The organism is Pontibacter sp. BAB1700, from assembly GCF_000277005.1.
In the GTDB taxonomy this organism is placed as follows: Bacteria; Bacteroidota; Bacteroidia; order Cytophagales; family Hymenobacteraceae; genus Pontibacter; species Pontibacter lucknowensis.
This window is the reverse complement of sequence record NZ_AKIS01000009.1, coordinates 1-25,033: the sequence shown is the minus strand read 5'-3', so window position 1 is coordinate 25,033 and position 25,033 is coordinate 1. Positions and strand designations below refer to the sequence as shown.

Genomic DNA, 25,033 nt, shown 5'->3' with positions numbered 1-25,033 from the left:
GAACCTCCTTTTATATTAGCTGGCGACTGCTTCCTGTCCGGTCAGTCTTCGCTGCAGCATAGCGCGTGCTTTGCTTAGCTGCGATTTCGAAGTGCCTTCCGTGATATTCAGCATGTCGGCTATTTCTTTGTGAGAATATCCCTCAATTGCATACAGGTTAAATACTGCCCTGTAGCCGGCAGGTAAAGTGCGTAACAAATCCAGTAGTTCGCCTTCAGCTAGATCGTGATCGGCTCCCATGTTGCCCGCCACTTGTATGTGGTCGTCTTCAACAGACAGGTATAGCGACTCTTTTTTTCTCAAAAACCCAAGAGCTTCATTCACCATGATGCGTCTTACCCAACCCTCGAAACTGCCTTTGCCCTCAAACCTGTCTATGTTCTGGTATACCTTCATAAACCCGTTCAGTAAAGCCTCTTCCGCGTCCATCTGGTTTTTGAGGTAACGCAGGCACACACCGTACATCGGCGAGGCAAAGCGCTCGTAAAGGCATTTCTGCGCTTTACTTTCGGCCTTCTGGCAACCTGCTATTAACTCCTGTTCTGTCACGCTGGGTAAAATTTTTATCAAATAATGTCGCTTATCTGGCCTTCTTGAGCTGTTTTTGTCTCTCTTTACCTCTTAGATGATGATACTCACCCGGAGGTTGCCTAAGCAAGAATAAATTTCTGATATTTTTTTTAGAATGCGGCACCATTGACTATAAAATACTGACTGTCAGCTAGAATTTATTTCACTATTTCTGCAATAGCACCCACTTCCGGCTTTTCCTTTTTAAGAATTGTTCTGAATAGCTCTACCCGGAACCTGTTTAAAACAGAATGCCTTATATTTGTAGAGATGAGATTCGTGGCTATTTTCTTTTCCCTGTTTATGTTCTGGACGGCTTGTCTGCCGTGCACAGATAAGATTATGGATAGCCACGAGCACCTCCCCAACATGACGGACGTAGCCGACACCACAGGTGAGTCACCCTTTCACGAAGACACTTGCCCGCTATTCTGCAGTTGTGGTTGCTGCGCCACGTTTACCGTTACAGTAGAGCCGGAGCACATTGTCTTCCGCGTACCGGTCATTCCTCAAACCAAACCTCTTGTTTACCCGGAGTTGCGCGAAATAAAGATCGCCTCTACCTGGTGGCACCCTCCACGGCTGGTAGCCTGATTCTACTATCAAGACAAAGTGCAGCTATAATTGTAACCACAAGCCCTTAAAAGCGCTTTTGGTGTAACTGCATACCTTATTCCATTGATTAAAATCAAGCTTACCATGTTTAATAAAATCATCGATTTTTCGATACATAATAAACTGGTGGTGGGGCTGATGGTGCTGGCGTTAATCGTTTGGGGAACCTACTCCCTGACGCAGCTGCCTGTCGATGCTGTGCCCGACATCACCAATAACCAGGTGCAGGTGGTTACCTCCTCGCCAACACTTGCAGCCCAGGAAGTCGAGCGCTTCATCACCACTCCCATTGAAATGGCTTTGGCCAACGTTCCGGATGTAATCGAGATGCGATCTGTGTCGCGCTTCGGGCTTTCTGTGATCACCGTAGTGTTTAAAGACGAGGTGGATCAATACCTGGCCCGGCAAATGATCACCGAGCGATTGGGAGAGGCCAGCAGACAGATTCCCGAGCAGATGGGTACGCCAGAACTGGCACCCGTTACCACCGGCCTCGGCGAGATCTACCAATATGTACTGGTAACGGAACCGGGCAGTGAAAAAAAATACAGCCCAACTGAGCTGCGTACTATCCAGGACTGGATCGTACGCCGGCAGTTGCTGGGTACGCCCGGCGTGGCTGATGTCAGCAGCTTTGGCGGTTTCCTGAAAGAATATGAAGTGGCTGTGAACCCATCCAGTCTTCGCAGTATGAACCTAACCGTAAGCGATGTGATCGCGGCATTGGAGCAGAACAACGAGAATACAGGTGCGGCCTACATCGAGAAGAACCAGAGCGCCTTGTTTATCCGCGGCCTGGGACTGGTTAGCACCCTGGAGGACATCGAGAAGATCGTGGTTTCCAACCGAAATGGCTTGCCGGTGCTTGTCCGTGATGTGGCGCAGGTCCAGTACGGCCACCCTGTACGGTATGGAGCCCTCACCCGCAATACCGAAGGTGAGGTGGTCGGAGGCATCGTGCTGATGCTGAAAGGGGCCAGCTCGTCTGAAGTGATCAAAAACGTGCAGGATAAAGTAGCCAGCATACAGTCATCGCTGCCGGAAGGCCTGTTGATTGAAGCGTATCTCGACCGCAGTGACTTGGTAGGGAAAGCGATCAACACTGTGGCAACCAACCTGATCGAGGGCGGTCTGATCGTAATTTTTGTGCTGGTGCTCCTGCTGGGCAACCTGCGGGCAGGACTGGTTGTGGCATCGGTAATTCCTCTGTCTATGCTCTTTGCGCTGGGTATGATGAACGTATTCGGCGTATCAGGCAATTTGATGAGTCTGGGTGCAATCGACTTCGGGCTTATAGTGGATGGTGCCGTAATTATTGTGGAAGGCGTGCTACACTTCATTGTGGTCAAGAACAAGGACCTGCCACTGCGCCGTCTCACGCAAAAAGAGATGGACCTGGAAGTGAAAAGCGCTGCTTCCAACATCATGAACTCAGCTGCCTTCGGTATGCTGATCATCCTGATCGTATACCTGCCGATCATGGCGCTGGTAGGTATAGAGGGTAAGATGTTCAAGCCGATGGCACAGACCGTGAGCTTTGCTATCATGGGCGCTTTCATCCTGTCGCTCACCTATGTGCCGATGGTTTCTACTCTCTTGTTGAGCAAAACGACGAAGCACAAGCCGAATATTTCCGACCGGATCATGGGCTTTCTGGAGCGGGTATACCGTCCGGTTATCACCTTTGCCTTGCACAGTAAAGCACTCGTGATTGGAGCAGCTCTGGTCTTGTTTGCCTTCAGTTTGTTTGTGTTCAGCCGCATGGGCGGGGAGTTCCTGCCTGACCTGGAAGAGGGTGACTTTGCCATGGACCTGCGCCTGGTACCGGGAGCCTCACTCAGCCAGACCATCGAAACGACGGCTAAAGCCAGTGAAATTCTATTAACGCAGTTCCCGGAAGTGACCGAGGTGATCGGTAAGATAGGTACTGCAGAAATTCCAACGGACCCAATGCCGATTGAGGCGGCTGACGTTATGATCCTGCTCAAAGACAAAGACGAGTGGACCAGCGCCAGCACCCGCCAGGAATTGGCCGCCAAAATGGATGAAGCCCTGAAAGTGTTGCCAGGTGTAAACTATGGTTTTCAGCAACCGATCCAGCTGCGCTTCAACGAACTGATGACGGGTGCGCGGCAGGATGTGGCTATCAAGATTTTCGGGGAAGATCTGGATCAGCTTTCGGAGCTGGCCGATCAGGTTGATAAACTGATAGCTCCTGTAGCCGGCGTGCAGGACATTTATGTGGAGGAGGTCACGGGTTTGCCGCAGATCGTGGTGGACTACAACCGCGCCCGCATGTCGCAATACGGCTTGCAGGTGGCTGACGTGAACGCGGTGCTCCGCACGGCCTTTGCCGGACAGGCTGCCGGGGCTATTTACGAAGGCGACCGCCGCTTCGACCTGGTCGTGCGCATGGAAGGGGGCTCTCGCAGTGACCTGAATGACATCGAAAACCTTTTTGTAGGGCTGCCACAAGGCGGACAAGTGCCCTTGCAGCAGGTAGCAGATATCCGCTTTGAAGAAGGACCGATGCAGATCTCACGGGAGGAAGGCCGTCGCCGTATTGTGGTGGGCTTCAACGTGCGCGAGCGGGATGTGGAGTCGATTGTGACCGAGATACAGGACAAACTGAGCCGTGAGCTGCCCCTTCCGGCTGGCTATTTCATTACCTACGGAGGACAGTTCGAAAACCTCGTGCACGCCAAGCAACGCCTATCAGTAGCCGTTCCGGCGGCTCTTCTGCTAATCCTGCTGCTCCTATACTTTGCCTTTAAGTCCGTAAAGCAAAGTCTGCTTATTTTCACTGCTATACCTTTGTCAGCCATCGGTGGCATCTTTGCACTCTGGCTGCGCGACATGCCTTTCAGTATCTCGGCAGGTGTGGGCTTTATCGCCCTGTTTGGTGTGGCAGTGCTAAACGGCATCGTACTGATCGGCTACTTTAACCAACTCAAGCGGGAAGGTATGACTGATGTCTACGAACGCGTACTGCTAGGGACGAATGTTCGTCTGCGACCGGTACTGATGACGGCATCTGTGGCCGCGCTGGGCTTCCTGCCGATGGCCCTTTCCGGTTCAGCCGGAGCCGAAGTGCAGCGTCCGCTGGCCACAGTAGTAATAGGAGGCCTGTTCACTTCCACGCTACTGACTCTCGTGGTACTGCCGGTGCTCTATTACATTTTCTCTTCGAATGAAAAAAGCACGGAAGAGGAGCTGCAGCGCAAACCTGTATCTGCCCACCTGCTTGCGCTCCTTCTGGTAGCTGGCAGTCTGCTTTACCCGGCGCAAGGTATAGCGCAGTCTATCCAAGGGCCGCTGAATCTGCAGCAGAGCATAAACTATGCCCGGGAGCATAACCTCGGCTTGAAGAGTGCGGCTTATGGTGTGGAGCGCGAGCAGGCCATGCGCGGCGCTGCGACCGATCTGCCCAAAACCAACTTGTCCTACAGCAGGGGCCAGATCAGCACCATCAATAAGGATGAATATATCTCCGCTTCCCAGCAGTTTGCCTTCCCGACGGTATACCGCGATCAGGCACGGCTCGCTGACGCCACCATTCAACAGGCTGAAGCGCAGAAGCAGATCGTGGAACGGGAGTTGATCCGGGACGTTAAGCAGGCCTGGTACCTGCTGCAGTACCATAACGAGCGCCTGCGCTTGCTCCAGCAACAGGACAGTCTGTATGGACGCTTTACCAGAGCCGCCACCATCCGCTTCAAAACAGGAGAGACTGGTTATCTGGAACAGGCCACGGCCGAGACCCGCAGCTTGGGTATAAAAACCGAGCTGCAGCAAGCACAGGCCGACCAGCAGATAGCCGAGAGACGGCTCCGTCAGCTTCTACAGGCACAGGAGCCATTGCAATTTGAAGAGGAAAGGCTAGGCAAGCGGGAATTGATCTTACAGTCGGATAGTTCAGCTTTAGCTTCCAACCCCTATATCGCCTTTTTGCAAAGCGCGACACAGGTAGCCGGACGGCAGAAGCAATTGGAGCAGTCACGTCTACTGCCAGACTTTACAGTCGGTTACTTCAACCAAACCTTTATAGGAGAGGCGCCACGCGAGAACCCGAACCGGATATACAATTCCGGTGACCGTTTTACGGGTTACGAGGTAGGTATAGCCGTTCCGCTCTGGTTCGGGGCACAGCGGTCGCGCATAAAGGCGGCTAAGATGAATGAGGAGGCCGTGAAGAGCCAGGTGCGGTATCAGCAGCAGATGCTGCTGACCGAGCTGCAGAACCTGGCGCAGGAACTGCAGAAGCATGGCAACACCCTGGCATTCTTTGAGCAGAGAGCGTTACGCCAGGCTGACCAGATGAACAAGGCCGCTGAACTCAGCTTCCGCACCGGCGACATCGACTATGTGGAGTATGTGCAGGCGCTCGACCAGGCTTACCAGCTACGCAGCAATTACCTGAACGCCCTCCGCGATTACAACCAAACCATTATCAGTTTAGAATTTACTGCAGGAATCGAATAACATGACAGCATATTACATAAAGACCATTGCCCTATGCGGACTGCTTAGTCTGGCGGCATGCTCTAAACAGGCACCAGCCGAGGAACCAGAGGCTGCTACAACAGAAACTTCAAACACCGCATCACCCTTTGTCGTTTCATTTTCCGAAGCGCAGCAAAAGGTTGGCGGCATTGAACTGGGTATGATCGAAAACAAGCCGCTTTCGGCCCGCGTGACAGCTAACGGACAACTTCAGCTGCCACCACAGAACAAGGCTAGTATCAACCCTTTAATGGGAGGCGTAGTGCGCTCTATACCTGTAAAAGAAGGTGAGTATGTGCAGAAAGGCACGGTGCTGGCCACGATCCAGAATCCCGAGCTGATCAAGCTGCAGGAAGAATACCTGACTACCCGCAACCAGCTGCGTTTTGCAGAGCAGGACTACGAGCGCCAGCGCACGCTCAGCGAAGAACAGGTGGGCTCCCGCAAGCGATTTGAGCAGGCCGAGTCAGACGTGCAGGTGCAACGGGCAAGGCTGAAGGCGCTTGCTACCCACCTGTCTGCCATGGGCATATCCCCTAAAAACGTGGAAGCAGGACAGATTACCTCTACCATGGCCATCACGGCGCCCATCAATGGCTTTGTGCGCGTCATCGACGTGAACATGGGTTCATATGCACAGCCGGGTCAGCAGATGTTCGAACTCGTGAACAACCACCACCTGCACTTAGAGCTCAGCGTGTTCGAGCGGGACTTCAGCAAAATGAAAGAGGGTCAGAAAGTACTGTTTACCATGCCAAATGTAGCAGGTGAGCCGCTCGAGGCGGAAATTTTTGCATTGGGCAGGGCATTTGAAGGCGATTCGCGCATGGTGACGGTGCACGCCGAACTGGAGAACAACAAAAACGCCAACCTGTTGCCAGGCATGTATGTGAACGCACAGATTCTGGCTGGTAAGCAGGAATTGCCAGCGCTACCCGAAGAATCGGTGGTACGCTACAAGGGCAAACATTATGTTTTTGTGAAAGAAGGTCCTACTACGTTTCGCATGCAGGAAGTGGAGACAGGTATAGCCGAAAATGGTTTTATGGAAGTTAAGCCTTTGAAAGAGATGCCTGCCACGGCTCAGGTCGTTACCAAAGGCGCCTACTATGTACTGGCCGAGAAGATGAAATCGGAAGTGGCAGAAGAGTAAACTGAAATAGAATCCATACAAAAAAATACAGCGCCGGCTCCAATGAAGGGACCGGCGCTGTTATTTTTTGAAAGGATTAATTATTAATTAAACTTTCAACTTTTAGCCATGCTTTTATACGTGACTTGTGTTGTAATTGGTTACAAATCTTTGAAAATAAATTAATTATTTTTCAAGAAGTGCCTTAGGAGGCTCGTTTGGCCACTAAAATCGGCTCCAGTACAGACCACACATTATCTGCCAGTATCCGCTGCCCCTCTACAGTCGGGTGAATGCCATCGCCTTGGTTAAGAGCTCGATCACCTGCAACACCTTCCAGCAGGAAAGGAATAAGCGCTACATTCTTGTCGTTGGCCAGTCGGGTAAACACCTCCTGAAACTCCTGGGTATAGCGCTGGCCCATGCTCGGCGGCATTTGCATACCTGCCAGGATGATCTCCGCATCCGGATTCTTTTCCCGCACCTTATCGATGATCGTGCCGAGGTTGTCGTACGTAGAAGCCGGATCTATACCTCTCAGACCGTCATTGGCACCCAGTTCCAGCACAAATACATCGATCGGCTGTTTCAGTAACCAGTCAATGCGGCTTTTGCCACCGGCTGAGGTTTCGCCGCTCAGTCCTGCGTTTACGGCTTTATAAGGGAGACCAAGGGAATCGATCCGCTCCTGGATCAGCGCCGGAAAGGCTTGGTCAGGTTCCAGGCCGTAGCCTGCAGTAAGGCTGTTACCGAAGAACACAATGGTCTTGATACGCTCGTTTTTAGGTGCTTCAGTTGTGGTGGTAGTGTCGGATTGTGCCTGCTGTTCTGTTGCCACCTGCTCAGTGGTAGTGGCCTGCTCACAGCCCGACAGGGTAAGGAAAAGGGCTAGGAATAAGGAGATATACTTGCTCGTTTTGTTCATGTAGCTTATTTTTTGCTAAATTTAGTTTTATCAATCTTAAAACCTATAACGACCGGTATAAGTTATTAGGTTCGGGAATAGTGCAGCATATACCTATACCTGCGGCGCTATACCTGACGTTACAATTCATAAAACACTACCTACGTGTCTACTATACTAGAAATCAACAACCTGAAGAAAACCTACGACAGCGGCGACCGTCACCTGACTGTGCTGGAGGGAATCAACTTTACATTGCAGGCCGGTGACACCTGTTCTATTGTTGGACCTTCCGGAAGCGGCAAAACTACTTTGCTGGGCCTTTGTGCAGGACTCGACAGGGCCAGTAGCGGCTCTGTTGTACTCAACGGTGTGCGGCTCGACAACCTCAGCGAAGACGCAAGGGCGCAGGTGCGCAATCAGTATGTGGGCTTCATCTTTCAGAACTTTCAGTTGATCCCTACGCTTACGGCCCTTGAGAATGTGATGGTACCGCTTGAGCTGCGTGGCGAACGCAATGTGCAGCGACAGGCCATGGATCTGCTGGCCCGCGTAGGACTGGCGGAACGTCACGACCATTACCCGACACAACTCTCAGGAGGAGAGCAGCAGCGGGTGTCGCTGGCAAGGGCTTTCTCCAATCGACCCACCATTCTCTTTGCCGATGAGCCAACCGGTAACCTGGACGAGGAGACCGGCGATAAGGTTGAAAAGCTGCTGTTTGACCTGAATAGAGAGGCGGGGACTACGCTGGTACTCGTGACCCACGATTTGGAACTGGCCGAAAAGACGCAACGCATTATTCGCATTAAGGGCGGGCATGTGGTGTCTGATACAGGAGCTCCTGAAACAGTTCACCAGTCCGAGGACTCCAACCTTTCCTAAGGTATAAGTATCAAGCCCGTAAAATCTTACCTCACTAAACTTCAAGTAAACCTTGTCTGACAACAAGCCAAATCCGGAAAAACCGAAACTGAACATACCCTGGCTACTCAAGATGGCTTGGCGCGATACCCGCCGCAGCCGGGGCAGGCTGGTATTGTTCCTGTCATCCATCGTGTTGGGTATAGCCGCGCTGGTGGCCATCAATTCGTTCCGCGACAGTTTGCAGGTAGCCATTGACGAGAAAGCCCGTGGCCTGATCGGCGCAGACCTGGTGATGGGTATGAACAAAGAGCCCGATTCGCTTTCCATGGCACTGATCGATTCGGTAAGTACACTGGGCAAGCGCTCTGACGAGAACCGCATGATGTCGATGGTATACTTTGTGAAGAGCAACGATACCCGACTCGTACAGGTGCGGGCGCTGGAAGGGGAGTTCCCTTACTTCGGAGCCATTGAAACCGACCCTGTAGAAGCCAGCCGAAGTTTCCGTGAGGACAGGCGAGCGCTGGTGGATTATAACCTGATGCTGCAGTACGAGGCGCAGCCCGGCGACTCGATTCGGGTGGGTGCATTGACCTTTGCTATCGAAGGGGCCCTGCACCGTATACCTGGCCAGACAGCCATGACGGCTGCCGTAGCGCCCGTCGTGTACATACCGAGACAATACCTGCCCGAAACCGGCCTGATTCAGCGCGGCAGCCGGGTTTCTTACTATTACTACTACGACCTCAATGATAATGTACAACCCGATACGCTAGGCAATCGGCTGGATCCGCGGTTCGAGGAGTTGGGGATGTTCTATGACACCGTAGAAACGCGCAAAAAGAGTATGGGCCGCTCATATGACGAACTGGCCCGTTTTCTGGCGCTGGTAGGCTTTGTGGCCCTGCTGCTTGGCTGCGTAGGTGTAGCGAGTGCCGTGCACGTGTACATGCGCGACAAGCTGGCAACCATTGGCATACTTCGCTGTCTGGGTATGAGCGGCAAGCAGGCCTTTCTGGTATACCTGTTCCAGGTAATGGGCATGGGCTTGCTGGGTGGACTTGCCGGTGCGGCCTTAGGTAGCGTCGTGCAACTGGTGCTGCCAGAGCTGTTTGGCTCTTTCCTGCCGGTGTCTGTAGATGCTTACTTTTCATTTACAGCCGCTGCACAAGGTATACTGCTGGGTGTGGTCGTGTCGGTGCTCTTTGCGCTGCTCCCTCTGTTAAGCATACGGCAGGTTTCGCCGCTGATTACCCTGCGTGCCACGGTGGAGCACCTGACCAACCAGAAAGATCCGCTCCGCTGGGCGGTCTATGGTCTGATACTGGCCTTTGTTATTATTTTCTCCCGTTGGCAGATGGGCACCTGGTGGCAGGCCCTATACTTCACAGGAGGGGTCATTGCGGCCTTTCTGGTACTGGCTCTGCTCGCTAAAGGCTTGTCCTGGACTGTCAAACGCTTTTTCCCTTCCCATTGGGGCTACATCTGGCGGCAGGGACTAGCCAATCTGTACCGTCCAAACAACCAGACCTTGCTACTGGTTGTTTCCATCGGTTTAGGCACAGCTCTGATCGGCACGCTCTTTATGGTGCAGCGCACGCTACTGAGCGAGGTGTCGCTATCCGGTACTGAAGATCAGCCAAACCTCGTCTTATTCGACATTCAAAATGCACAGCGCGAGCAGGTGGCTGATCTGACAAAACAGGAGGGTCTCCCTATCCTGTACTTTGACCCAATTGTGACAGTAAGACTGGAGCAGATCAATAACCTGACTCTGGCCGACGTTCGCAAAGACACCACCCTGGAGATCAGACCCTGGAACTTCACAAGGGAATACCGCGTGACCTATCGCGACCATCTCAGCGACTCCGAGAAAACACAGGAGGGCAGTTGGAGTGATAATCAGTATGGTGGTAGCGGCAGGGTGCCTGTGTCCTTGGAGGAACGGTATGCCGAGCGTATTAAGGTAAATGTGGGGGATTCGCTGCTGTACAATGTACAGGGGGCAACTATACCTGCACGGGTAGCGCATATTCGCCGGGTTGACTGGAACCGGGTGCAGACTAATTTCCAGGTGCTTTTCCCGGAAGGCGTGCTCGAAGAGGCCCCCCAGTTCCATGTGCTGATGACACGCAGCGACAACGAGCAACAGGCAGCGCAGTTCCAGCGCAGAGTCGTGGAGGCCTTTCCGAACGTGTCCGCCATCGGTCTCGATCTGATCCTGCGCACCCTTGAGGAAGTAGTCAGCCAGATATCCTTCGTGATTCAATTTATGGCCCTCTTCAGTATTTTCACCGGTTTACTTGTGCTGGTAGGCTCGGTTAATGTGAGCAAATATCAGCGGGTACAGGAGAGTGTGCTCCTACGTACACTCGGGGCTAACAAAAAGCAGATATTAGGTATAACGCTGATGGAATACATGATGCTGGGGGTACTGGCTGCCGCTGTAGGCTGCGTGATCGCCTTTGGTGCCGCATGGGCCCTGGCTGTATTTAGCTTTGAGATGGAGTTTGTGCCAGTGCTCTGGCCTTTGCTGGTCATCTTTGTGCTGGTAACGCTGCTGACTGTAGCAGTTGGCTTGCTGAATAGCCGGGGTGTGTTGAACAGACCCCCGTTGGAAGTCTTGAGAAGAGAAGCATAGGAGCTAAGGGGTCAGGTAGCAATTAAGGCAAAATATTCTTTCCCGAGACCCAAACCGCTTTAAAACAAAAAAGGGATCTCTTGAAAGATCCCTTTTTCTAAAGATTGCATAGACAACAAATGCCATCTGCAAACTTTGATTATATTGGATTATACGCCCGACTATTTCGGAGGTTACAGCCCCCCAAAAATATTTTGCAAAAATTTTAATAGGTGCTGGAAGCCAGCATCACCAGCGTGCAATGGTGCATGGTTTCTATACCTGCGTCTTCGGCCATTTGCTCCAGTTCGCGGTTTTCAGTACCCGGATTGAAAATGATGCGCTTCGGCTTTACAGACAAGATATAATCATACCAGGTTGGCTGGTTCTGCGGTCCCACATACAGGGTTACCGTATCTACTCCTTCAATCTTCTGTTCTTTATCAGTAATAATGGGCTGACCGCCAACTTCTCCTTTTCGAATGCCCACAGGCACCACATCATGGCCGTGCTGTTGCAGCCGGTGTATAGCCTTGTAGCAAAGCGGGAGGGATTATCGGTAGCACCCAGTACAAGTGTCTTTTTCATAATTCAGATATTTTGCTCCCTCTATTTAACCGCTATACGTCCTGAAACGTTACAGGGCAATCAGGTATAAGACTTATACAATCCATTTAGCTATACCTGTCGAAGCACTTTGGCCGCTATTTTTTCGGCACAGCGCTCCCCGTCCATTGCCGCTGACACAATGCCTCCTGCATAACCGGCGCCTTCTGCACAAGGGTAAAGGTTCTTAACCTGAACATGTTCCAGGGTCTCTCTATCGCGGGGTATCCGCACAGGGGAAGAGGTACGGCTTTCTACACCAATGATCTGGGCGTCGTTACTCAGGTAGCCGCGCATTTTGTTGCCAAAGGCTTTGAAACCTTCACGTAGGCGATAAGCCATAGCAGGGGAAAACAGTTTATTCATATCTACAGGTGTCAGGCCAGGCTGGTAGGAAGTCTCCAGCAGGGCTCCACCGGTTTTCTGACGGGTAAAGTCGAGGAGGAGCTGGGCTGGCGCTTTCTGCGTGCCGCCGGCCATTTCGCAGGCTTTGCGCTCCAAAGCTTCCTGCATACGCAGTCCGGCAAGTGGACCGTACTTATCGAGTTCCATGTCTTCCAGCTCTATCGCCACGACTATACCTGAGTTGGCAAACTTAGAATCGCGACGGCTCGGTGACATACCGTTCACCACCACTTCGCCGGGAGCTGTGGCAGAAGGTACAATAAAACCACCCGGGCACATACAGAAGGAGAAAATACCACGCTGCTTGTTATCGTAAACCGTCTGATGCACCAAGGCATAGGAAGAAGCCGGCAGCCAGCACCCGCGGTCTTCACACTTGTACTGTATGCTGTCGATGAGGCGCTGCTGATGCTCCACACGTACACCCATGGCAAAAGGCTTGGCTTCAATGGTAATGCCTTTGTGGTGCAACAGCTCGAATATGTCACGGGCGCTGTGGCCGGTAGCCAAGATTACGGCTTCACCGGTAAATTCCTGCCCATCCTGCGTAACCACGCCTTTCATCACGTCCTGCGCCACGATAAAATCGGTCACTCGCTTATCGAACAGCACCTCACCACCAGATGCTTCTATACTTTCGCGGATGGCGGTGATAATGCGGGGCAGTTTGTTTGTACCGATATGCGGATGGGCATCGAAGAGGATGTCGCGGGTAGCACCGTGCTGTACGAAAATCTCGAGTATACGCTGCAGATCACCGCGCTTCTTGGATCGGGTATAGAGCTTGCCGTCTGAATATGTACCGGCACCGCCTTCGCCAAAGCAATAGTTTGAATCAGGATTCACGATATGCTCTTTGTTGATAGCCGCCAGGTCGCGGCGGCGCGAACGAACGTCTTTTCCACGTTCCAGCACAACGGGCTTCAGCCCGAGTTCAATGCAGCGCAGAGCAGCAAACAGACCAGCCGGTCCAGCGCCCACAATAATGACCTTCTTTTTAGTACTTACATCAGGGTAGCTATACCTTGGCGAGATAATATCAGCAGGAGGGGTGTCCAGATAAATATCGGCTCTGACCCGAAGCAGCACCTGTCGCCCACGGGCATCAATAGAACGCTTGATGCGGTGGATATGCTTTACATCTTCCGGCTTCACTCCGGCACTTTTAATGAGCTCCAGCTCCAGCACTTCATCGTTGTACGCCACCTCTGGCGACAGCACAACTTCAACTTCTTTCTTATTCATTTACAGTTAGTAAGGTATTTATCCTTAAATTAATTATTGAATGAGTAATTGATTTAACGAGTGATTATTTTTGATTTTGAATAAGTGATTGCTTATTAAGTAGAGTACAATTTCCCACCACAAAGAAAAGAATCAACTTTAGATTTTTGAAAAGCATAAGAAACCACTCAGTTATTATAATTTCAACTCACTCAATCGCTAGTTCTATAAATCACTCAATTCCTAAACATCTCCATTCAGAACTTTCTCAACCCAGCCTTTGCCCCAGTTGCCAAGCTCTTCTTCAGACCATAGCTCCGGGTAGAAAATGGCGCTTTTGGAAACTTGGGAGGCAGGTATTTCTGCCAGTTGGTTCCGCCCGTAGCAGCAATCACCTCCGGGTCGCGCTGCAGGTAGCGTACGGCTGACTTATAATGCATCAGCGGCCAGTTCACGTTCACATTGCTGTCGAGCTCACGCAGCTGGCGGATCAGGCGCGGGTTTTGCTGTTCTTCCTCAGACAAACGCTTGTAGACAGCCCAGACATTCATGTGTTCATACTGCCTTGCAAACTGAATGAGTTGCTGTGTATACTTTTCTTCAAATCGTATCAGCGTGAGCGTCTTGGCTCCCGATGACACTTCGGTGGCGCCTTCTTTCCAGTAGATGCAGCCCATCAGTTCCTCATGCGTGCTCTGCAAACCAAGGGCCTTGCGTTTCTCTTTATCGGTGAGGTTACGAAGCTCTGTCGAAGCAATCTCGATCATGCGGTACTGCACCGACTGGAATCCACTGGCTGGCATCAGGCCATCCGGAACTGCAGGAACTGCTTCGGATCCATGCCATCCACCATCACATCAAAGGAGTCGATCAGGTTTTCAAAATAGCGGTTTATTCGCTTCAAGCGTTTGAAGAGCATTTCACCTGTAATCCCTTTGTCTTCACCTATTTGCCGGTATTCCTCCAGGCAAAGCTTAAAGTAGAGTTCAGTGATCTGGTGGTACATGATGAAGATCTTTTCATCCGGTATGGTCGTGCGGGGGTTCTGCAGGCTCAACAGGGTATCAAGGTGAATATAATCCCAGTAGTTGAGGTAATCCGTGTAGTAAAGTCCCTCCAGATAGGCCGCCAGATCCTGCCCGAGTGGCACGTACTTGGCTTCCAGTCTGCGGAGTTGCTCCAGCACTTCCGGCTTAAAAGGTTGTTGCTCCATGGTATACAGATGGGGGTTTATGAGATGCCATTAGCCTACAAATAAAGTAAAACAATCGCATAGATTTTGAAGACACGCCCATATTTATCACTCCTTCCATGAAAACAATTATCTGCCAAAATAAATCCAATGGTGCCAGGCAACCATTTTTCTACCATTAGCATCATGTGTTTTGAAGACTCATAAAGCCGTGCATTTCGATATAGTTGATGGGCCGAAAACCGATATTAATAGAGCAAAAGCGACTGTTGGTAGAAATCACCAGAATATACCGGCGAAAAAATGTTATAATAAGCCTTAATTGTTAAATTTGGGTTTTACGATATTTACCCGCTTTATCCCCATGGCAGAAAAAAGCAGTGTCTTTGATATGATTGGTCCCATTATGATAGGCCCCTCAAGCTCCCATACCGCTGGCGTAGTGCGCATTGCACGTGCGGCCATCCGGGTGTTAGGAACGGTTCCGGAGGAAGCTATCATTACTTTTTATAATTCATTTGCTCAAACCTACGAAGGCCATGGCTCTGACCGCGCTATTGTAGCCGGCCTGCTGGATTTTAAAACAGATGACAAACGAATTAAGGAAGCTTTTGACCATGCCAAAGAGCGTGGCCTGAAATATACCTTCCGCTCGGTAGGCAACGCCTCTACCATGCACCCCAATACGATCAAGCTGAACCTCAAAGCAGGCGACCGACAGGTAGAAGTGATCGGCCAGAGCCGCGGCGGGGGCGTGATCAAGATTGTAGAGGTAGACGGGTTTACGGCAAACTTCTCGGCTAATCTGCATACGCTGATCATTGACGCGGATGATGTGAAGGGCAGCATCGCCTTTATCGCAACCGTGATCGCACAGGATGATTGTAACATTGCCACTATGAACGTGTCGCGAAAGGGCAGAAATGAATTGGCTCGCCAGTTCATCGAAATGGACTCTGGCATCAAACCTATCACACTTGAGTACCTGAAGCAGCTAAGCTGGGTAAAGCATGTGATTTACATTCCTAACATCGACCTTTAAGAAGAAATCATACTATGAAAAAAATGTCAAACAAGGTGCTTTTGTTGGCCCTGGGATTAACAGTTGGTGGATTTGGCTCCGCCATGGCGCAGCAGCAGGGTGCAGGAGGTGATGGCGTATGGTCGCTGCAGGAAGCTGTGGATTATGCAAAGGCAAATAACCTGAACGTGCGCCAGAGCAGTCTGAACCGTGATCTAAGCAAGGCTGACCTGAACCAGTCACGTGCATCCCGACTGCCCAGTATCAATGCCAATGGTAACTACAGCTTCAACACAGGTTCATTTCAGGACCCGGTAAGCTTTAGCCTCCAGACGCAGAATGCCCGTACCTCCAATGTATCGGTCAACGCATCGTTGCCGCTGTTTGCAGGTTTTCAGCAGGTAAATCAGATCAAGCAGAACAGTTTAGATCTCGAGGCGAGTGAGCAAGACTATCTTTCTGCTCAAAATGATATCACAATTCAGATCGTAACCGCTTATCTGAACATCCTGTTTGCCAACGAGCAGATGAATGTGTCTGATCTGCAGCGCAACCTCACCAACCAGCAGCTCACCCGCACTCAGGCGCTTTTGAAAGCTGGCAGCGTGGCCGAAAATGCTGTGTTGGATCTGGAGTCACAGCTGGCAACAGACGAACTTAACTACATTACAGCACAGAATCAGCGCGATATAGCAAGGCTGACGCTGATGCAGCTGTTGAATATCCCGACTACAGAAGAGTTTCAGGTAGAAATACCAGACATCCCGGAACCTGATGAAAATCCGGTCATTGTGGATGGAAGCCAGGTATATGATGTGGCCCTGCAGACGCTCCCTGCCATTCGTGCCACCGAGCTACGCTTGCGCAGTGCCGATACAGGTCTTAGTCTGGCGCGTGGGGCTTATTTCCCACGTCTTAGCCTTTTTGCAGGTGCAGGTAGCAGATATGCCAGCACCAGCCGCAGACTATTGGCTATCGAAAGGGAAGTAGTAGGCCGTGTGCCACAGGTGGTATACCTGAACGAAACAGGCTCTGCATCCCAGACACTCTGGTTTGACAATGTCGAGACACGTCGTATTGATGAATATTACGGTATGTTCCGTCAGTGGGACGACAACCTGAACACGCAGGTAGGTGTGTCACTTCAGATTCCGATCCTGAACAGTTTGCAAGTACGCACCAACGTGCAGCGAGCTAAAATACAGCAGCAAAATGCACAGCTCAATGCGGACATTGCCCGTAACAACCTGCGTCAGACGATTGAGCAGGCCTATGTGGATGCCATCGCGGCACAGCGTCGCTACGCAGCTGCCCGCCAGCAGGTAAACGCCTCTGAGAAAAACTTCCGCAATGCTGAACTAAGACTTCAGGGTGGTGTGATCAACACAGTAGATTTCAATGTTGTAGCGAACACCTACCGCTCGGCTCAGTCCAGCTTGGTACAGGCGAAATACGAATATACCTTCAAACTAAAAGTCTTGGATTTCTACCAAGGCAAAGATCTCTCTTTCTAATATAAAATTATGGCAGACGAAAAAATCGAATAAGCTTATTTACACCCTGATAGGCGTTCTGGTTCTGATTCTTGTACTGGCTCTAGTAGCTAAAAAGGCAGGCTGGATTGGCAAGGAAGAAGGAACAGAGGTAGTGCTGGCAGAAGCGAAGCGCTCCGAGATTGTAGAGAAAGTAAGTGCCTCAGGTAAAGTACAACCTGAAACTGAAGTAAAAATAAGCCCGGATGTTTCAGGTGAGATCATTGAACTGACAGTGCAGGAGGGCGACTCCGTTGTAAAAGGTCAACTGCTGGTACGCATACGTCCTGACAACTACCAGTCGCTCGTAGACATGCAGACAGCTGGCGTAAACCAGGCCCGCGCTAACCTGGCGCAGTCAAAAGCCCGTTTAGCGCAATCAAAAGCTAATTTTGTACAGATTGAGCAGAACTTCCAACGCAACAAGAGTCTGTTTGACCAAAAGGTGATATCCGAAGCAGAATTTCAGCAGATCAAATCACAGTACGAAGCAGGCAAACAAGAGATCGAGTCTATGGCTCAGAGCGTGCGTGCCGCTGAATTCAGTGTTCAGAATGCGCTGGCTTCCTTGAACGATGCCCGTGAGAACCTGAACAAAACCACCATCTATGCCCCTGTAAGCGGCACGGTGTCAAAACTTAATGTGGAAAGAGGAGAACGTGTGTAGGTACTTCCCAAATGGCCGGTACAGAGATCATGCGCATTGCCAACCTCAACAATATGGAGGTACGTGTGAACGTGAACGAAAACGACATCATCCGGGTAGGTATGGGAGACTCCGTAATTGTGGAAGTTGACTCTTACACCAGCCGCGACGAGAAGTTCAAGGGCATCGTGACCTCTATTGCAAATACCGCAAAAGACGCCGCTTCACTGGAGGCCGTGACTGAGTTTGAAGTGCGTATCCGTTTGCTGAACGAATCGTACAGCCACCTTGCCGATAAGAACGCCCGTCCATTCCGTCCGGGCATGACAGCTTCGGTTGACATCATCACAGCACGCAAAAATAACGTTTTATCTGTACCTTTGTCCGCTGTGACGACTCGCTCGAACACGCCAGCCAGATCAACAGGAGAGAATGCTGAAGGAGAAAACGGTAATGGAGAAAACGCAAATAATAACGCGGAACCAGCTCCGGCAGCACCTTCAGGACCAATCGAAGAAGTTGTGTTTGTGTATGCAGACGATAATACCGTTAAATCAGTAAAGGTGAAAACCGGTATCAGCGACTTCGAGAACATCGAGATTCTGAGTGGTCTGGAAGAAGGTCAGAAAATAGTATCCGGTCCTTTCAGAGCTGTATCGAAAACATTGAAAGACGGAGCCAAAGTGGCCGTGAAAGACGAGAAGTCACTAAACAAATCAGCTTTGGCTGAAGCGAATGGTGAATAACAAATAAACACCCGGTTTGGAAAAAATTGCAGTTATAGGAGGGGGAAGCTGGGCATCAGCCTGGTAAAGATCCTTTCAGAGAATAAATCACAGGTACACTGGTGGATGCGCAACGAAAACGACGTGCAACACCTGATTAATTACCGTCATAACCCACGTTACCTGAGTGGCGTGACCTATGACCTTAACTATGTAAAGCCTTCGACGGACCTGCGCAATGTAGTTGCCGTGGCGGACTGGGTGATTCTGGCCGTACCTGCTGCTTTCGTACAGGAGGCGCTGAGCGGCCTGGAGCAGCATGCGCTAAAAGACAAGGTGCTGATTTCTGCCATCAAAGGGATGATCCCGAAGCAGAACATCCTGATCACGGACTACCTGGGCCAGCAGTACGACGTTCCGAACAGCCACCAGCTGGTGATTGCCGGTCCGTGCCATGCCGAGGAGGTAGCCATGGAAAAGCAGTCTTACCTGACCATCGGTTCATACGATCTGCCCACGGCGGAGCGCTTCTGCGAACTGCTGCGCAACCGCTACGTCAAAGCCAATCCGCTTGACGACCTGGACGGCGTGGAGTACTGTGCTGTGATCAAGAACATTATTGCGCTGGCTTGCGGGATAGCCCGCGGTCTGAACTATGGCGACAACTTTCAGGCGGTTCTCGTATCAAATGCCATGCAGGAGATAGAGCGCTTTCTACATGCCGCCATGCCGATTCACCGTGATCTGAACGGTTCAGCCTATTTGGGAGACCTACTCGTGACCGCCTATTCACAGTTTAGCCGTAACCGTACTTTCGGTAACATGATCGGACATGGCTATACTGTAAAGTCGGCCCAGATTGAGATGAACATGGTGGCGGAGGGTTACTATGCTGTGCAAAGCATTTACGAGCTTAATAAAAAGCTAAAAGTTGACATGCCGATCACGACAGCGGTATACCTGATCCTGTACGAGCGCATCGCACCGGCTGTGGAGTTTGAGATACTGAAGGAAAAACTCACCTAAGCCGTAACAGACCATATAGCACGAAAGGCATACCCTGAGGTGTGCCTTTCGCGTTTAAAGCCCATATTGATTGGTCGGGCCTGATAGATGAAACAGCATTTCCAGCAAATTGATATCCTGAAGGGACTGGCCATTATCGCCGTACTGCTGTTGCACTCGCTCTCGCGGGAGCAATTGGTTGGCAGCTATGCTGTGTTTCATATCTGGCAGGCTGTGCCTGTTTTCATGGTATTGATGGGTTTGAACCTGGGGATGTCTTACGGTAGCAGAACACTGCGTTTTGACCAGCTTTATACCCCGCATTATTTTCAGAAGAAGGCCCTGCGCATCATTTTCCCGCTCTTGCTGATCTATATCATCGCCTTAGTTGCGGGCTATGTATCAGAACAGGTATACGCACTGGAAATCTATACACTGGGCTGGAAAAACCTGATCGGTGTGCTACCGGTGTCAGGCAAAGGCAATTACTTTATCACGCTATTGCTGCAGTCTTTGATCGCACTTCCCCTGATTGGCTATACCTTCCATCGCTGGCCTGTTCGCACCAGTATCATACTACTGCTGACAGAAATTGCTTTTCAGTTTCTGGCTTATCAGGTGGCCTACTTCCAAAAAGACCGCTACCTGTACGATGCGGCCTTGTTCCGTTATTTTTCGGCCATCGCGTTAGGCCTGTGGCTTTCACGACTGATAACCACCCCTTTTCAGAAAAAGAATAGCTTGTTACTGCTACTGGCCGGCATTGCCAGTGGCATATACCTGTACGTTTATCAATATCAGAATCTCAGTCTGCCATACATAAGACCTGAGTGGCAATCACAACTGTTCCTGACCTTCCCATATGCCGCTATACTTATTTACCTGGCTATTCTGGCTTTCCCGCAGCAATCAGATCATGTAGTACTTCGCTTGATGGCTAACCTTGGAAAAGCATCCTACCATATTTTTCTGGTGCAGGTGCTTTACTTCGGACTAGTACAGGATGACTCGAGTATCATATTAAATCTGGCTATTTGCTTATTGGCTGGACAGATCTTCTTCTGGTTGGACACTTATTTAAGTAAAAAAATATCACATTAAAAGTTAATACATTTCTGCCACTTTACTAACTTAAGCTATGATTACAAAAGTTACCTGTGCTCTGATTGAACAATATGGTCGTGTGCTGGTTACCCAGCGCAGTGAAACAATGCCGCAAGCCATGCTATGGGAATTTCCCGGCGGAAAAGTAGAAGATGGTGAAACCGAGATCGCCTGCCTGATACGAGAGATTCAAGAGGAACTAAATCTGAGCATCACCCCGGTGCAGCGTCTAACACCTGTTGTACAGAAATACGATGATAAAACGATCGAACTTATACCTTTCCTTTGCCAATACAACGGCGGAACAATCAAGCTCACTGAACACCGCTCTTATCACTGGGTAATGCCACAGGATCTGACCAATTACAACTGGTGCCCGGCTGATATTCCCATTGTACAGGAATTTTTGGAGCTGATAAATGAGCAACGGACCTAACAACACACATCACTTCTTTTACTGAAAGACCAAATAGCCGTACCTTTAGGGTATGGAATTACCTCAGTCATTTGTCGAGCGCATGAAAGGCCAGTTGGGAGCGGACTATACCCGCTTCGAGACAGCTTTGCAACAGCCTGCGCCGGTAAGCATTCGTTTAAACAAAAATAAGCTGCAGGGCAGCCTAACCTGCCGCGGGTCCCCTGGACAGAGACGGGCTATTACCTGCCCTCGCGACCTCAGTTCACCTTGGACCCTCGTCTGCATGCCGGTGCCTATTATGTGCAGGAGGCAAGCTCCATGTTTCTGGAGCAAGCGCTTCGTCAGCACGTAGACCTCAGCCAGTCACTCCGTGTGCTGGACCTTTGCGGAGCGCCTGGAGGCAAGTCAACTCACATCTCCAGTTTGATCTCACCAGACAGCTTATTGGTAGCCAACGAAGTCATTCGAAGCCGTGCCAGCATACTGGCAGAGAACGTGACCAAGTGGGGAAGCGGCAATGTGGTAGTCACCAACAATGACCCGCGTGATTTTGGCCGACTACCGGAGTTTTTTGATGTGATGGTGGTAGATGCCCCCTGTAGTGGCGAAGGCATGTTCCGCAAGGACCCGCAGGCAATGAATGAATGGTCGGACGAGAACGTGAACCTTTGCGCCCAACGCCAACAGCGCATCCTGATGGATGTGTGGGAAGCCCTGCGACCGGGCGGTATCCTGATTTACAGCACCTGTACCTGGAATCTGGCGGAAAACGAAAAGAACACTGCCTGGCTGGCCGATCAGGAAAACGCGCAGTCGCTTTCACTCACACTCGATCCGGCTTGGGGGGTAGAAGCTACTTCCCTCGATGGTGTTTCTGGCTATCGTTTCTACCCGCACCAGGTACAGGGCGAAGGGTTCTTTTTGTCAGTCATCCGAAAAGCAGGGGAGTATGAAGAGCCACAGCGATCATCCAAAAAGAAAAAGTATAAATTGATACACGCTGGCAAGAAGGAACAGGCCATGGTCAGCGACTGGTTGTTGGAACCGGACCGCTTTGCCTGGGTACAGTATGGCGAAGTGATCTCTGCTATACCTGAGAATCTGTTCGAAGAAGTGGACCAGCTCTACCAAAACCTATATGTGATCTACGCAGGCACCGAAATAGCAGAAGCGAAAGGCAAAAAGCTGAAGCCGTTGCAAGCCCTGGCACTGTCGCAACATCTCAACAAAGCAGCTTTCCGCACGGAAGAGCTCGACCTGGAAGCGGCCCTGCGCTATCTTCGCAAGGAAGACATCGGTATGAGCGGCAACAGCAACGACTGGATCCTGCTGCAATTCGAAAACCAGCCCCTCGGCTGGGCAAAGCAAGTTGGCAATCGCTTAATAACTACTACCCAAAAGAATGGCGCATCCGCATGGAATTGCCTCAAGTATTAGAGTTTAAGAGCTGGGGAGTTTAGATTAAGAGGTAAGCTCTTCTAAAGACATAAGTTTAAAAATTAAAAAGGCCTACCATCACTGGTAGGCCTTTTTAATTCTTCGGGTACAGAGAATATAAAATTGTAACTCAGAATTTATTGATTTTCTAACTCCTAAACTCTCAAACTCCTAAACTGGTCTTACTCTACAAACAACACTAACCCCTTCAGATACTCACCTTCAGGATGGAAGATGGAGATTGGATGGTCGGCGGGCTGGGAGAGATGGTGCATGATTTTGATATTTCGACCGGCCTCAATGGCAGCAGCCATCACCGTGTTGTTGAACAGGTATTTGTCTACCACCTGCGAGCAGGAGAAAGTAAACAGAATACCACCCGGCTTGATGCGCTTCATCGCCTCGGCATTCAGACGCTTGTAGCCCATGACCGCATTGTGACGCACTTTCTGGCTCTTGGCAAAGGCTGGCGGGTCCAGAATGATCACATCGTAGCGGTCTTCCTTGCCTTTCAGGAACTCGAATGTATCTATGGCATAGGCTTCATGGCGGTCAGGTGCCTGGCTCAGTTCACCGTTTTTAATCGTCAGTTCAATGGCTTTTTTGGAGACATCAACCGAGTGAACTTCTTTGGCACCGGCATTGAGGGCGTATACCGAGAAACCACCGGTATAGCAAAAGGTGTTCAGCACTGACTTGTCTTTCACGTAGCGGGCCAGCAACTCCCGGTTTTCGCGCTGGTCTATGAAGAATCCTGTCTTCTGACCGCTTTCCCAATCCACGAAGAACTGGTTCTCGTTCTCGGTCACCACTACGCCTCCGCTAGACTCGCCAAACAGGTAGCCATTCTCAGCCTGCACCGGCGACTTGGCAGGCAAGGACTCGGCGCTCTTGTCATACACCGCTTTCAGGTGCGGACCGTAGATTTCCTGCAGAGCTTTGGCAACATGCTCGCGCACTGAGTACATGCCCACAGAATGCGTCTGGATCACGGCCGTGTCTTTGTACATGTCCACGATCAGCCCAGGAACGCCATCACCTTCAGCGTATACCAGACGGTATACATCCGTATGCGGATTGTCGATCAGTCCAAGACGGTTACGGTAGTCGTAGGCTTGCTGCACCTTGCTTTTCCAGAAGGTATAGTCCGGCTCTACTTGCTCAAAAGAGAACACGCGCACTGCAATAGAGCCCGGCGCCCAGTGGCCCATGCCCAGAAATTCGCGTTGATTGGAGTATACCTCCACCGTGTCACCTTCTTCCGGCTTCCGTTCCTTCAATTTTTTTAATGGCGCCAGAGAAAACCCACGGGTGAAAACGCTTCAGGGAATGTTCTTTTCCTTTGGCCAGGTATAATTTGGTAAGAGACATCTAGATTTATATAGTAATTGATGATGTGCTGATAAGGCAATGAAATTATAAACGAATATGGTAATTAATAATTCCGTCAATTAACCCTTGCAGCATGAAACAGATTAAGCTGCATAGGTATAATAACGTTCCTTTTTTAGAGAAGAATTTGATCCTTGGTATACCTGCAAACGGAGAAAACAGTAAAGTGCAAACTTACAAAGTGATTACCTGTAAATCTTTGAGGTAGGTATAGAGTTTCTGAACAGGCAGGCCTACTACATTAAAATAGGAACCTTCGATCTTCTCGATCCCGATCTTGCCGATCCACTCCTGTATACCGTAGGCACCCGCTTTGTCGAAAGGCTGATAGTGCTCGATGTAGTAATTGATTTCCTCGTCGCTCAGCTTCTTAAAATAGACCCTGGTCACGTCGTGAAAGATGGTCTTTGAATTCTTCGTGAGTATACAGACACCCGTGATCACTTCGTGGTGCTTCCCTGACAAGGCCCGCAGCATTTCGAAAGCTTCCAAGGCATCGGCTGGTTTGTTTAGGATGCGATCACCCAGGCAAACGATCGTATCGGCCGTGATTAGCACTTCATTTTGTAAGTCGGAGGTATAGGCATCGGCTTTATGCGAAGCCAGAAACTCGGCCACCTGTTCGCGTTGCATATGCTCCGGGAAATCCTCGTTTACTTCCTTTACATGCACTTCGAACTGAAGCCCGAGCCCGGCCATGAGTTCTTTGCGGCGCGGGGAGTTAGAGGCAAGCAGTATCGGACGAGATAAATTCATTTTCTTTGATTGAGCTGAATAAAAATCCGCAGATTGTTTTCGGGTAAAAGAAGGTGGACTTCTGCGGCATAATAGCACCACTGTAACAAACGCGTTTCACCTGTTCCATCGACACATCGTTGGTGATCAGGGCCAGACGAGCTTTACCGGAGTCCACCTGGCTGACACAGGCGGTGAAGTTGCGCACGTAGCTCAGGCCAGGATAATCGCGTTGCGCTTCGCGGCCAATACCAAGCACCTTCTCAAACACGAAATAGTGCATCACCGTCAGGTCAAGATCTTTGACTTCCTGAGGTACAGGCCAGTCAATCTGCTGGTGCACTTCCGGCTTCAGGCGCAGCTTATAGGCATTACCGGAC

The 25,033-nt window shown here is 50.6% G+C and carries 18 protein-coding genes and 5 pseudogenes; 14 read left to right on the top strand and 9 right to left on the bottom strand.

Annotated features, from left to right (window positions below):
* Positions 1-15 precede the first annotated feature (15 nt).
* Entirely contained in the window at positions 16-570 is a 555-nt protein-coding gene (locus O71_RS01595) for an RNA polymerase sigma factor (protein ID WP_237717656.1), read from the bottom strand.
* 270 nt (positions 571-840) lie between these two features.
* Between O71_RS01595 and O71_RS23620 the strand changes: the two genes are divergently transcribed.
* The 3 genes from O71_RS23620 to O71_RS01580 all read left to right on the top strand — a co-directional run bounded on the left by O71_RS23620 (position 841) and on the right by O71_RS01580 (position 6,841).
* Entirely contained in the window at positions 841-1,164 is a 324-nt protein-coding gene (locus tag O71_RS23620; RefSeq protein ID WP_076421808.1) for a DUF6660 family protein, read from the top strand.
* Between the two features lie 105 nt (positions 1,165-1,269).
* Entirely contained in the window at positions 1,270-5,667 is a 4,398-nt protein-coding gene (locus O71_RS01585; protein WP_040573415.1) for a CusA/CzcA family heavy metal efflux RND transporter, read from the top strand.
* 1 nt (position 5,668) lies between these two features.
* Entirely contained in the window at positions 5,669-6,841 is a 1,173-nt protein-coding gene (locus O71_RS01580) for an efflux RND transporter periplasmic adaptor subunit (RefSeq protein WP_007652493.1), read from the top strand.
* A 184-nt stretch (positions 6,842-7,025) separates the two neighbouring features.
* Here the strand turns inward: O71_RS01580 and O71_RS01575 are convergent, their stop codons facing one another.
* Positions 7,026-7,745, bottom strand: coding sequence for an arylesterase (locus O71_RS01575; RefSeq protein WP_007652492.1), 720 nt, complete (start codon positions 7,743-7,745; stop codon positions 7,026-7,028).
* A 144-nt stretch (positions 7,746-7,889) separates the two neighbouring features.
* Between O71_RS01575 and O71_RS01570 the strand changes: the two genes are divergently transcribed.
* The gene (locus O71_RS01570) at positions 7,890-8,609 is read left to right on the top strand and encodes an ABC transporter ATP-binding protein (RefSeq protein WP_007652491.1); all 720 of its coding nucleotides are present in this window, start codon (positions 7,890-7,892) and stop codon (positions 8,607-8,609) included.
* Positions 8,610-8,721: 112 nt separating this feature from the next.
* Complete coding sequence (locus O71_RS01565) at positions 8,722-11,232, top strand: ABC transporter permease (protein ID WP_051017670.1); 2,511 nt, start codon at positions 8,722-8,724, stop codon at positions 11,230-11,232.
* A 205-nt stretch (positions 11,233-11,437) separates the two neighbouring features.
* Here O71_RS01565 and O71_RS01560 read toward each other — a convergent pair whose 3' ends face one another.
* The 3 genes and pseudogenes from O71_RS01560 to O71_RS01550 all read right to left on the bottom strand — a co-directional run bounded on the left by O71_RS01560 (position 11,438) and on the right by O71_RS01550 (position 14,659).
* Positions 11,438-11,707, bottom strand: a complete 270-nt coding sequence (locus tag O71_RS01560) for a CoA-binding protein (protein ID WP_369750849.1) — start codon at positions 11,705-11,707, stop codon at positions 11,438-11,440.
* 182 nt (positions 11,708-11,889) lie between these two features.
* Positions 11,890-13,467 carry an NAD(P)/FAD-dependent oxidoreductase gene (locus O71_RS01555; RefSeq protein WP_007652487.1) on the bottom strand — a complete coding sequence of 526 codons (1,578 nt, stop codon included), beginning with the start codon at positions 13,465-13,467 and terminating at the stop codon, positions 11,890-11,892.
* A 222-nt stretch (positions 13,468-13,689) separates the two neighbouring features.
* Positions 13,690-14,659, bottom strand: a pseudogene (locus tag O71_RS01550) (tryptophan 2,3-dioxygenase family protein).
* Between the two features lie 343 nt (positions 14,660-15,002).
* Between O71_RS01550 and sdaAB the strand changes: the two are divergent.
* The 9 genes and pseudogenes from sdaAB (at position 15,003) to O71_RS01515 (ending at position 22,526) form a co-directional block, all read left to right on the top strand.
* Positions 15,003-15,680: an L-serine ammonia-lyase, iron-sulfur-dependent subunit beta gene (sdaAB, locus tag O71_RS01545; protein WP_040573410.1), complete on the top strand. Its 678-nt coding sequence runs from the start codon at positions 15,003-15,005 to the stop codon at positions 15,678-15,680.
* 14 nt (positions 15,681-15,694) lie between these two features.
* On the top strand, positions 15,695-17,173 hold the full coding sequence (locus tag O71_RS01540; protein WP_007652483.1) for a TolC family protein: 1,479 nt from the start codon (positions 15,695-15,697) through the stop codon (positions 17,171-17,173).
* 1 nt (position 17,174) lies between these two features.
* Positions 17,175-18,583 (top strand): annotated as a pseudogene (locus tag O71_RS01535) (efflux RND transporter periplasmic adaptor subunit).
* A 3-nt stretch (positions 18,584-18,586) separates the two neighbouring features.
* A complete protein-coding gene (locus O71_RS01530) occupies positions 18,587-19,588 on the top strand; it encodes an NAD(P)H-dependent glycerol-3-phosphate dehydrogenase (protein WP_369750851.1) in 1,002 nt (333 codons plus the stop codon).
* A gap of 87 nt (positions 19,589-19,675) precedes the next feature.
* Positions 19,676-20,668, top strand: coding sequence for an acyltransferase (locus O71_RS01525; protein WP_007652481.1), 993 nt, complete (start codon positions 19,676-19,678; stop codon positions 20,666-20,668).
* A 37-nt stretch (positions 20,669-20,705) separates the two neighbouring features.
* Entirely contained in the window at positions 20,706-21,107 is a 402-nt protein-coding gene (locus O71_RS01520; RefSeq protein WP_007652480.1) for a (deoxy)nucleoside triphosphate pyrophosphohydrolase, read from the top strand.
* Positions 21,108-21,159: 52 nt separating this feature from the next.
* Positions 21,160-21,228, top strand: a pseudogene (locus O71_RS26970) (hypothetical protein); the annotation flags it as partial.
* Positions 21,229-21,296: 68 nt separating this feature from the next.
* Positions 21,297-21,356 (top strand): annotated as a pseudogene (locus O71_RS26965) (hypothetical protein); the annotation flags it as partial.
* Positions 21,357-22,526, top strand: a complete 1,170-nt coding sequence (locus O71_RS01515; RefSeq protein WP_007652479.1) for a hypothetical protein — start codon at positions 21,357-21,359, stop codon at positions 22,524-22,526.
* Positions 22,527-22,708: 182 nt separating this feature from the next.
* On the opposite strand, the gene O71_RS01510 is transcribed toward O71_RS01515, so the two are convergent.
* The 4 genes and pseudogenes from O71_RS01510 to O71_RS01500 form a co-directional block, all read right to left on the bottom strand.
* Complete coding sequence (locus O71_RS01510) at positions 22,709-23,806, bottom strand: class I SAM-dependent rRNA methyltransferase (protein WP_007652478.1); 1,098 nt, start codon at positions 23,804-23,806, stop codon at positions 22,709-22,711.
* Entirely contained in the window at positions 23,778-23,897 is a 120-nt protein-coding gene (locus O71_RS26960) for a hypothetical protein (protein WP_369750847.1), read from the bottom strand. Before O71_RS26960 ends, O71_RS01510 begins: the two co-directional genes overlap by 29 nt.
* A 195-nt stretch (positions 23,898-24,092) precedes the next feature.
* Positions 24,093-24,674 carry a Maf-like protein gene (locus tag O71_RS01505; protein WP_040573409.1) on the bottom strand — a complete coding sequence of 194 codons (582 nt, stop codon included), beginning with the start codon at positions 24,672-24,674 and terminating at the stop codon, positions 24,093-24,095.
* A pseudogene (locus O71_RS01500) lies at positions 24,640-25,033 on the bottom strand (DUF1015 family protein); the annotation flags it as partial. The gene O71_RS01505 and the pseudogene O71_RS01500, both read right to left, overlap by 35 nt.

Excerpts from the sequence above, each read along its gene's own strand:
- O71_RS23620 (WP_076421808.1), top strand. The coding sequence starts at position 841 with ATGAGATTCGTGGCTATTTTCTTTTCCCTGTTTATGTTCTGGACGGCT.
- O71_RS01585 (WP_040573415.1), top strand. The coding sequence starts at position 1,270 with ATGTTTAATAAAATCATCGATTTTTCGATACATAATAAACTGGTGGTG.
- O71_RS01580 (WP_007652493.1), top strand. The coding sequence starts at position 5,669 with ATGACAGCATATTACATAAAGACCATTGCCCTATGCGGACTGCTTAGT.
- O71_RS01575 (WP_007652492.1), bottom strand. The coding sequence starts at position 7,745 with ATGAACAAAACGAGCAAGTATATCTCCTTATTCCTAGCCCTTTTCCTT.
- O71_RS01565 (WP_051017670.1), top strand. The coding sequence starts at position 8,722 with ATGGCTTGGCGCGATACCCGCCGCAGCCGGGGCAGGCTGGTATTGTTC.
- O71_RS01555 (WP_007652487.1), bottom strand. The coding sequence starts at position 13,467 with ATGAATAAGAAAGAAGTTGAAGTTGTGCTGTCGCCAGAGGTGGCGTAC.
- sdaAB (WP_040573410.1), top strand. The coding sequence starts at position 15,003 with ATGGCAGAAAAAAGCAGTGTCTTTGATATGATTGGTCCCATTATGATA.
- O71_RS01540 (WP_007652483.1), top strand. The coding sequence starts at position 15,695 with ATGAAAAAAATGTCAAACAAGGTGCTTTTGTTGGCCCTGGGATTAACA.
- O71_RS01525 (WP_007652481.1), top strand. The coding sequence starts at position 19,676 with ATGAAACAGCATTTCCAGCAAATTGATATCCTGAAGGGACTGGCCATT.
- O71_RS01520 (WP_007652480.1), top strand. The coding sequence starts at position 20,706 with ATGATTACAAAAGTTACCTGTGCTCTGATTGAACAATATGGTCGTGTG.
- O71_RS26960 (WP_369750847.1), bottom strand. The coding sequence starts at position 23,897 with ATGTCTCTTACCAAATTATACCTGGCCAAAGGAAAAGAACATTCCCTG.
- O71_RS01505 (WP_040573409.1), bottom strand. The coding sequence starts at position 24,674 with ATGAATTTATCTCGTCCGATACTGCTTGCCTCTAACTCCCCGCGCCGC.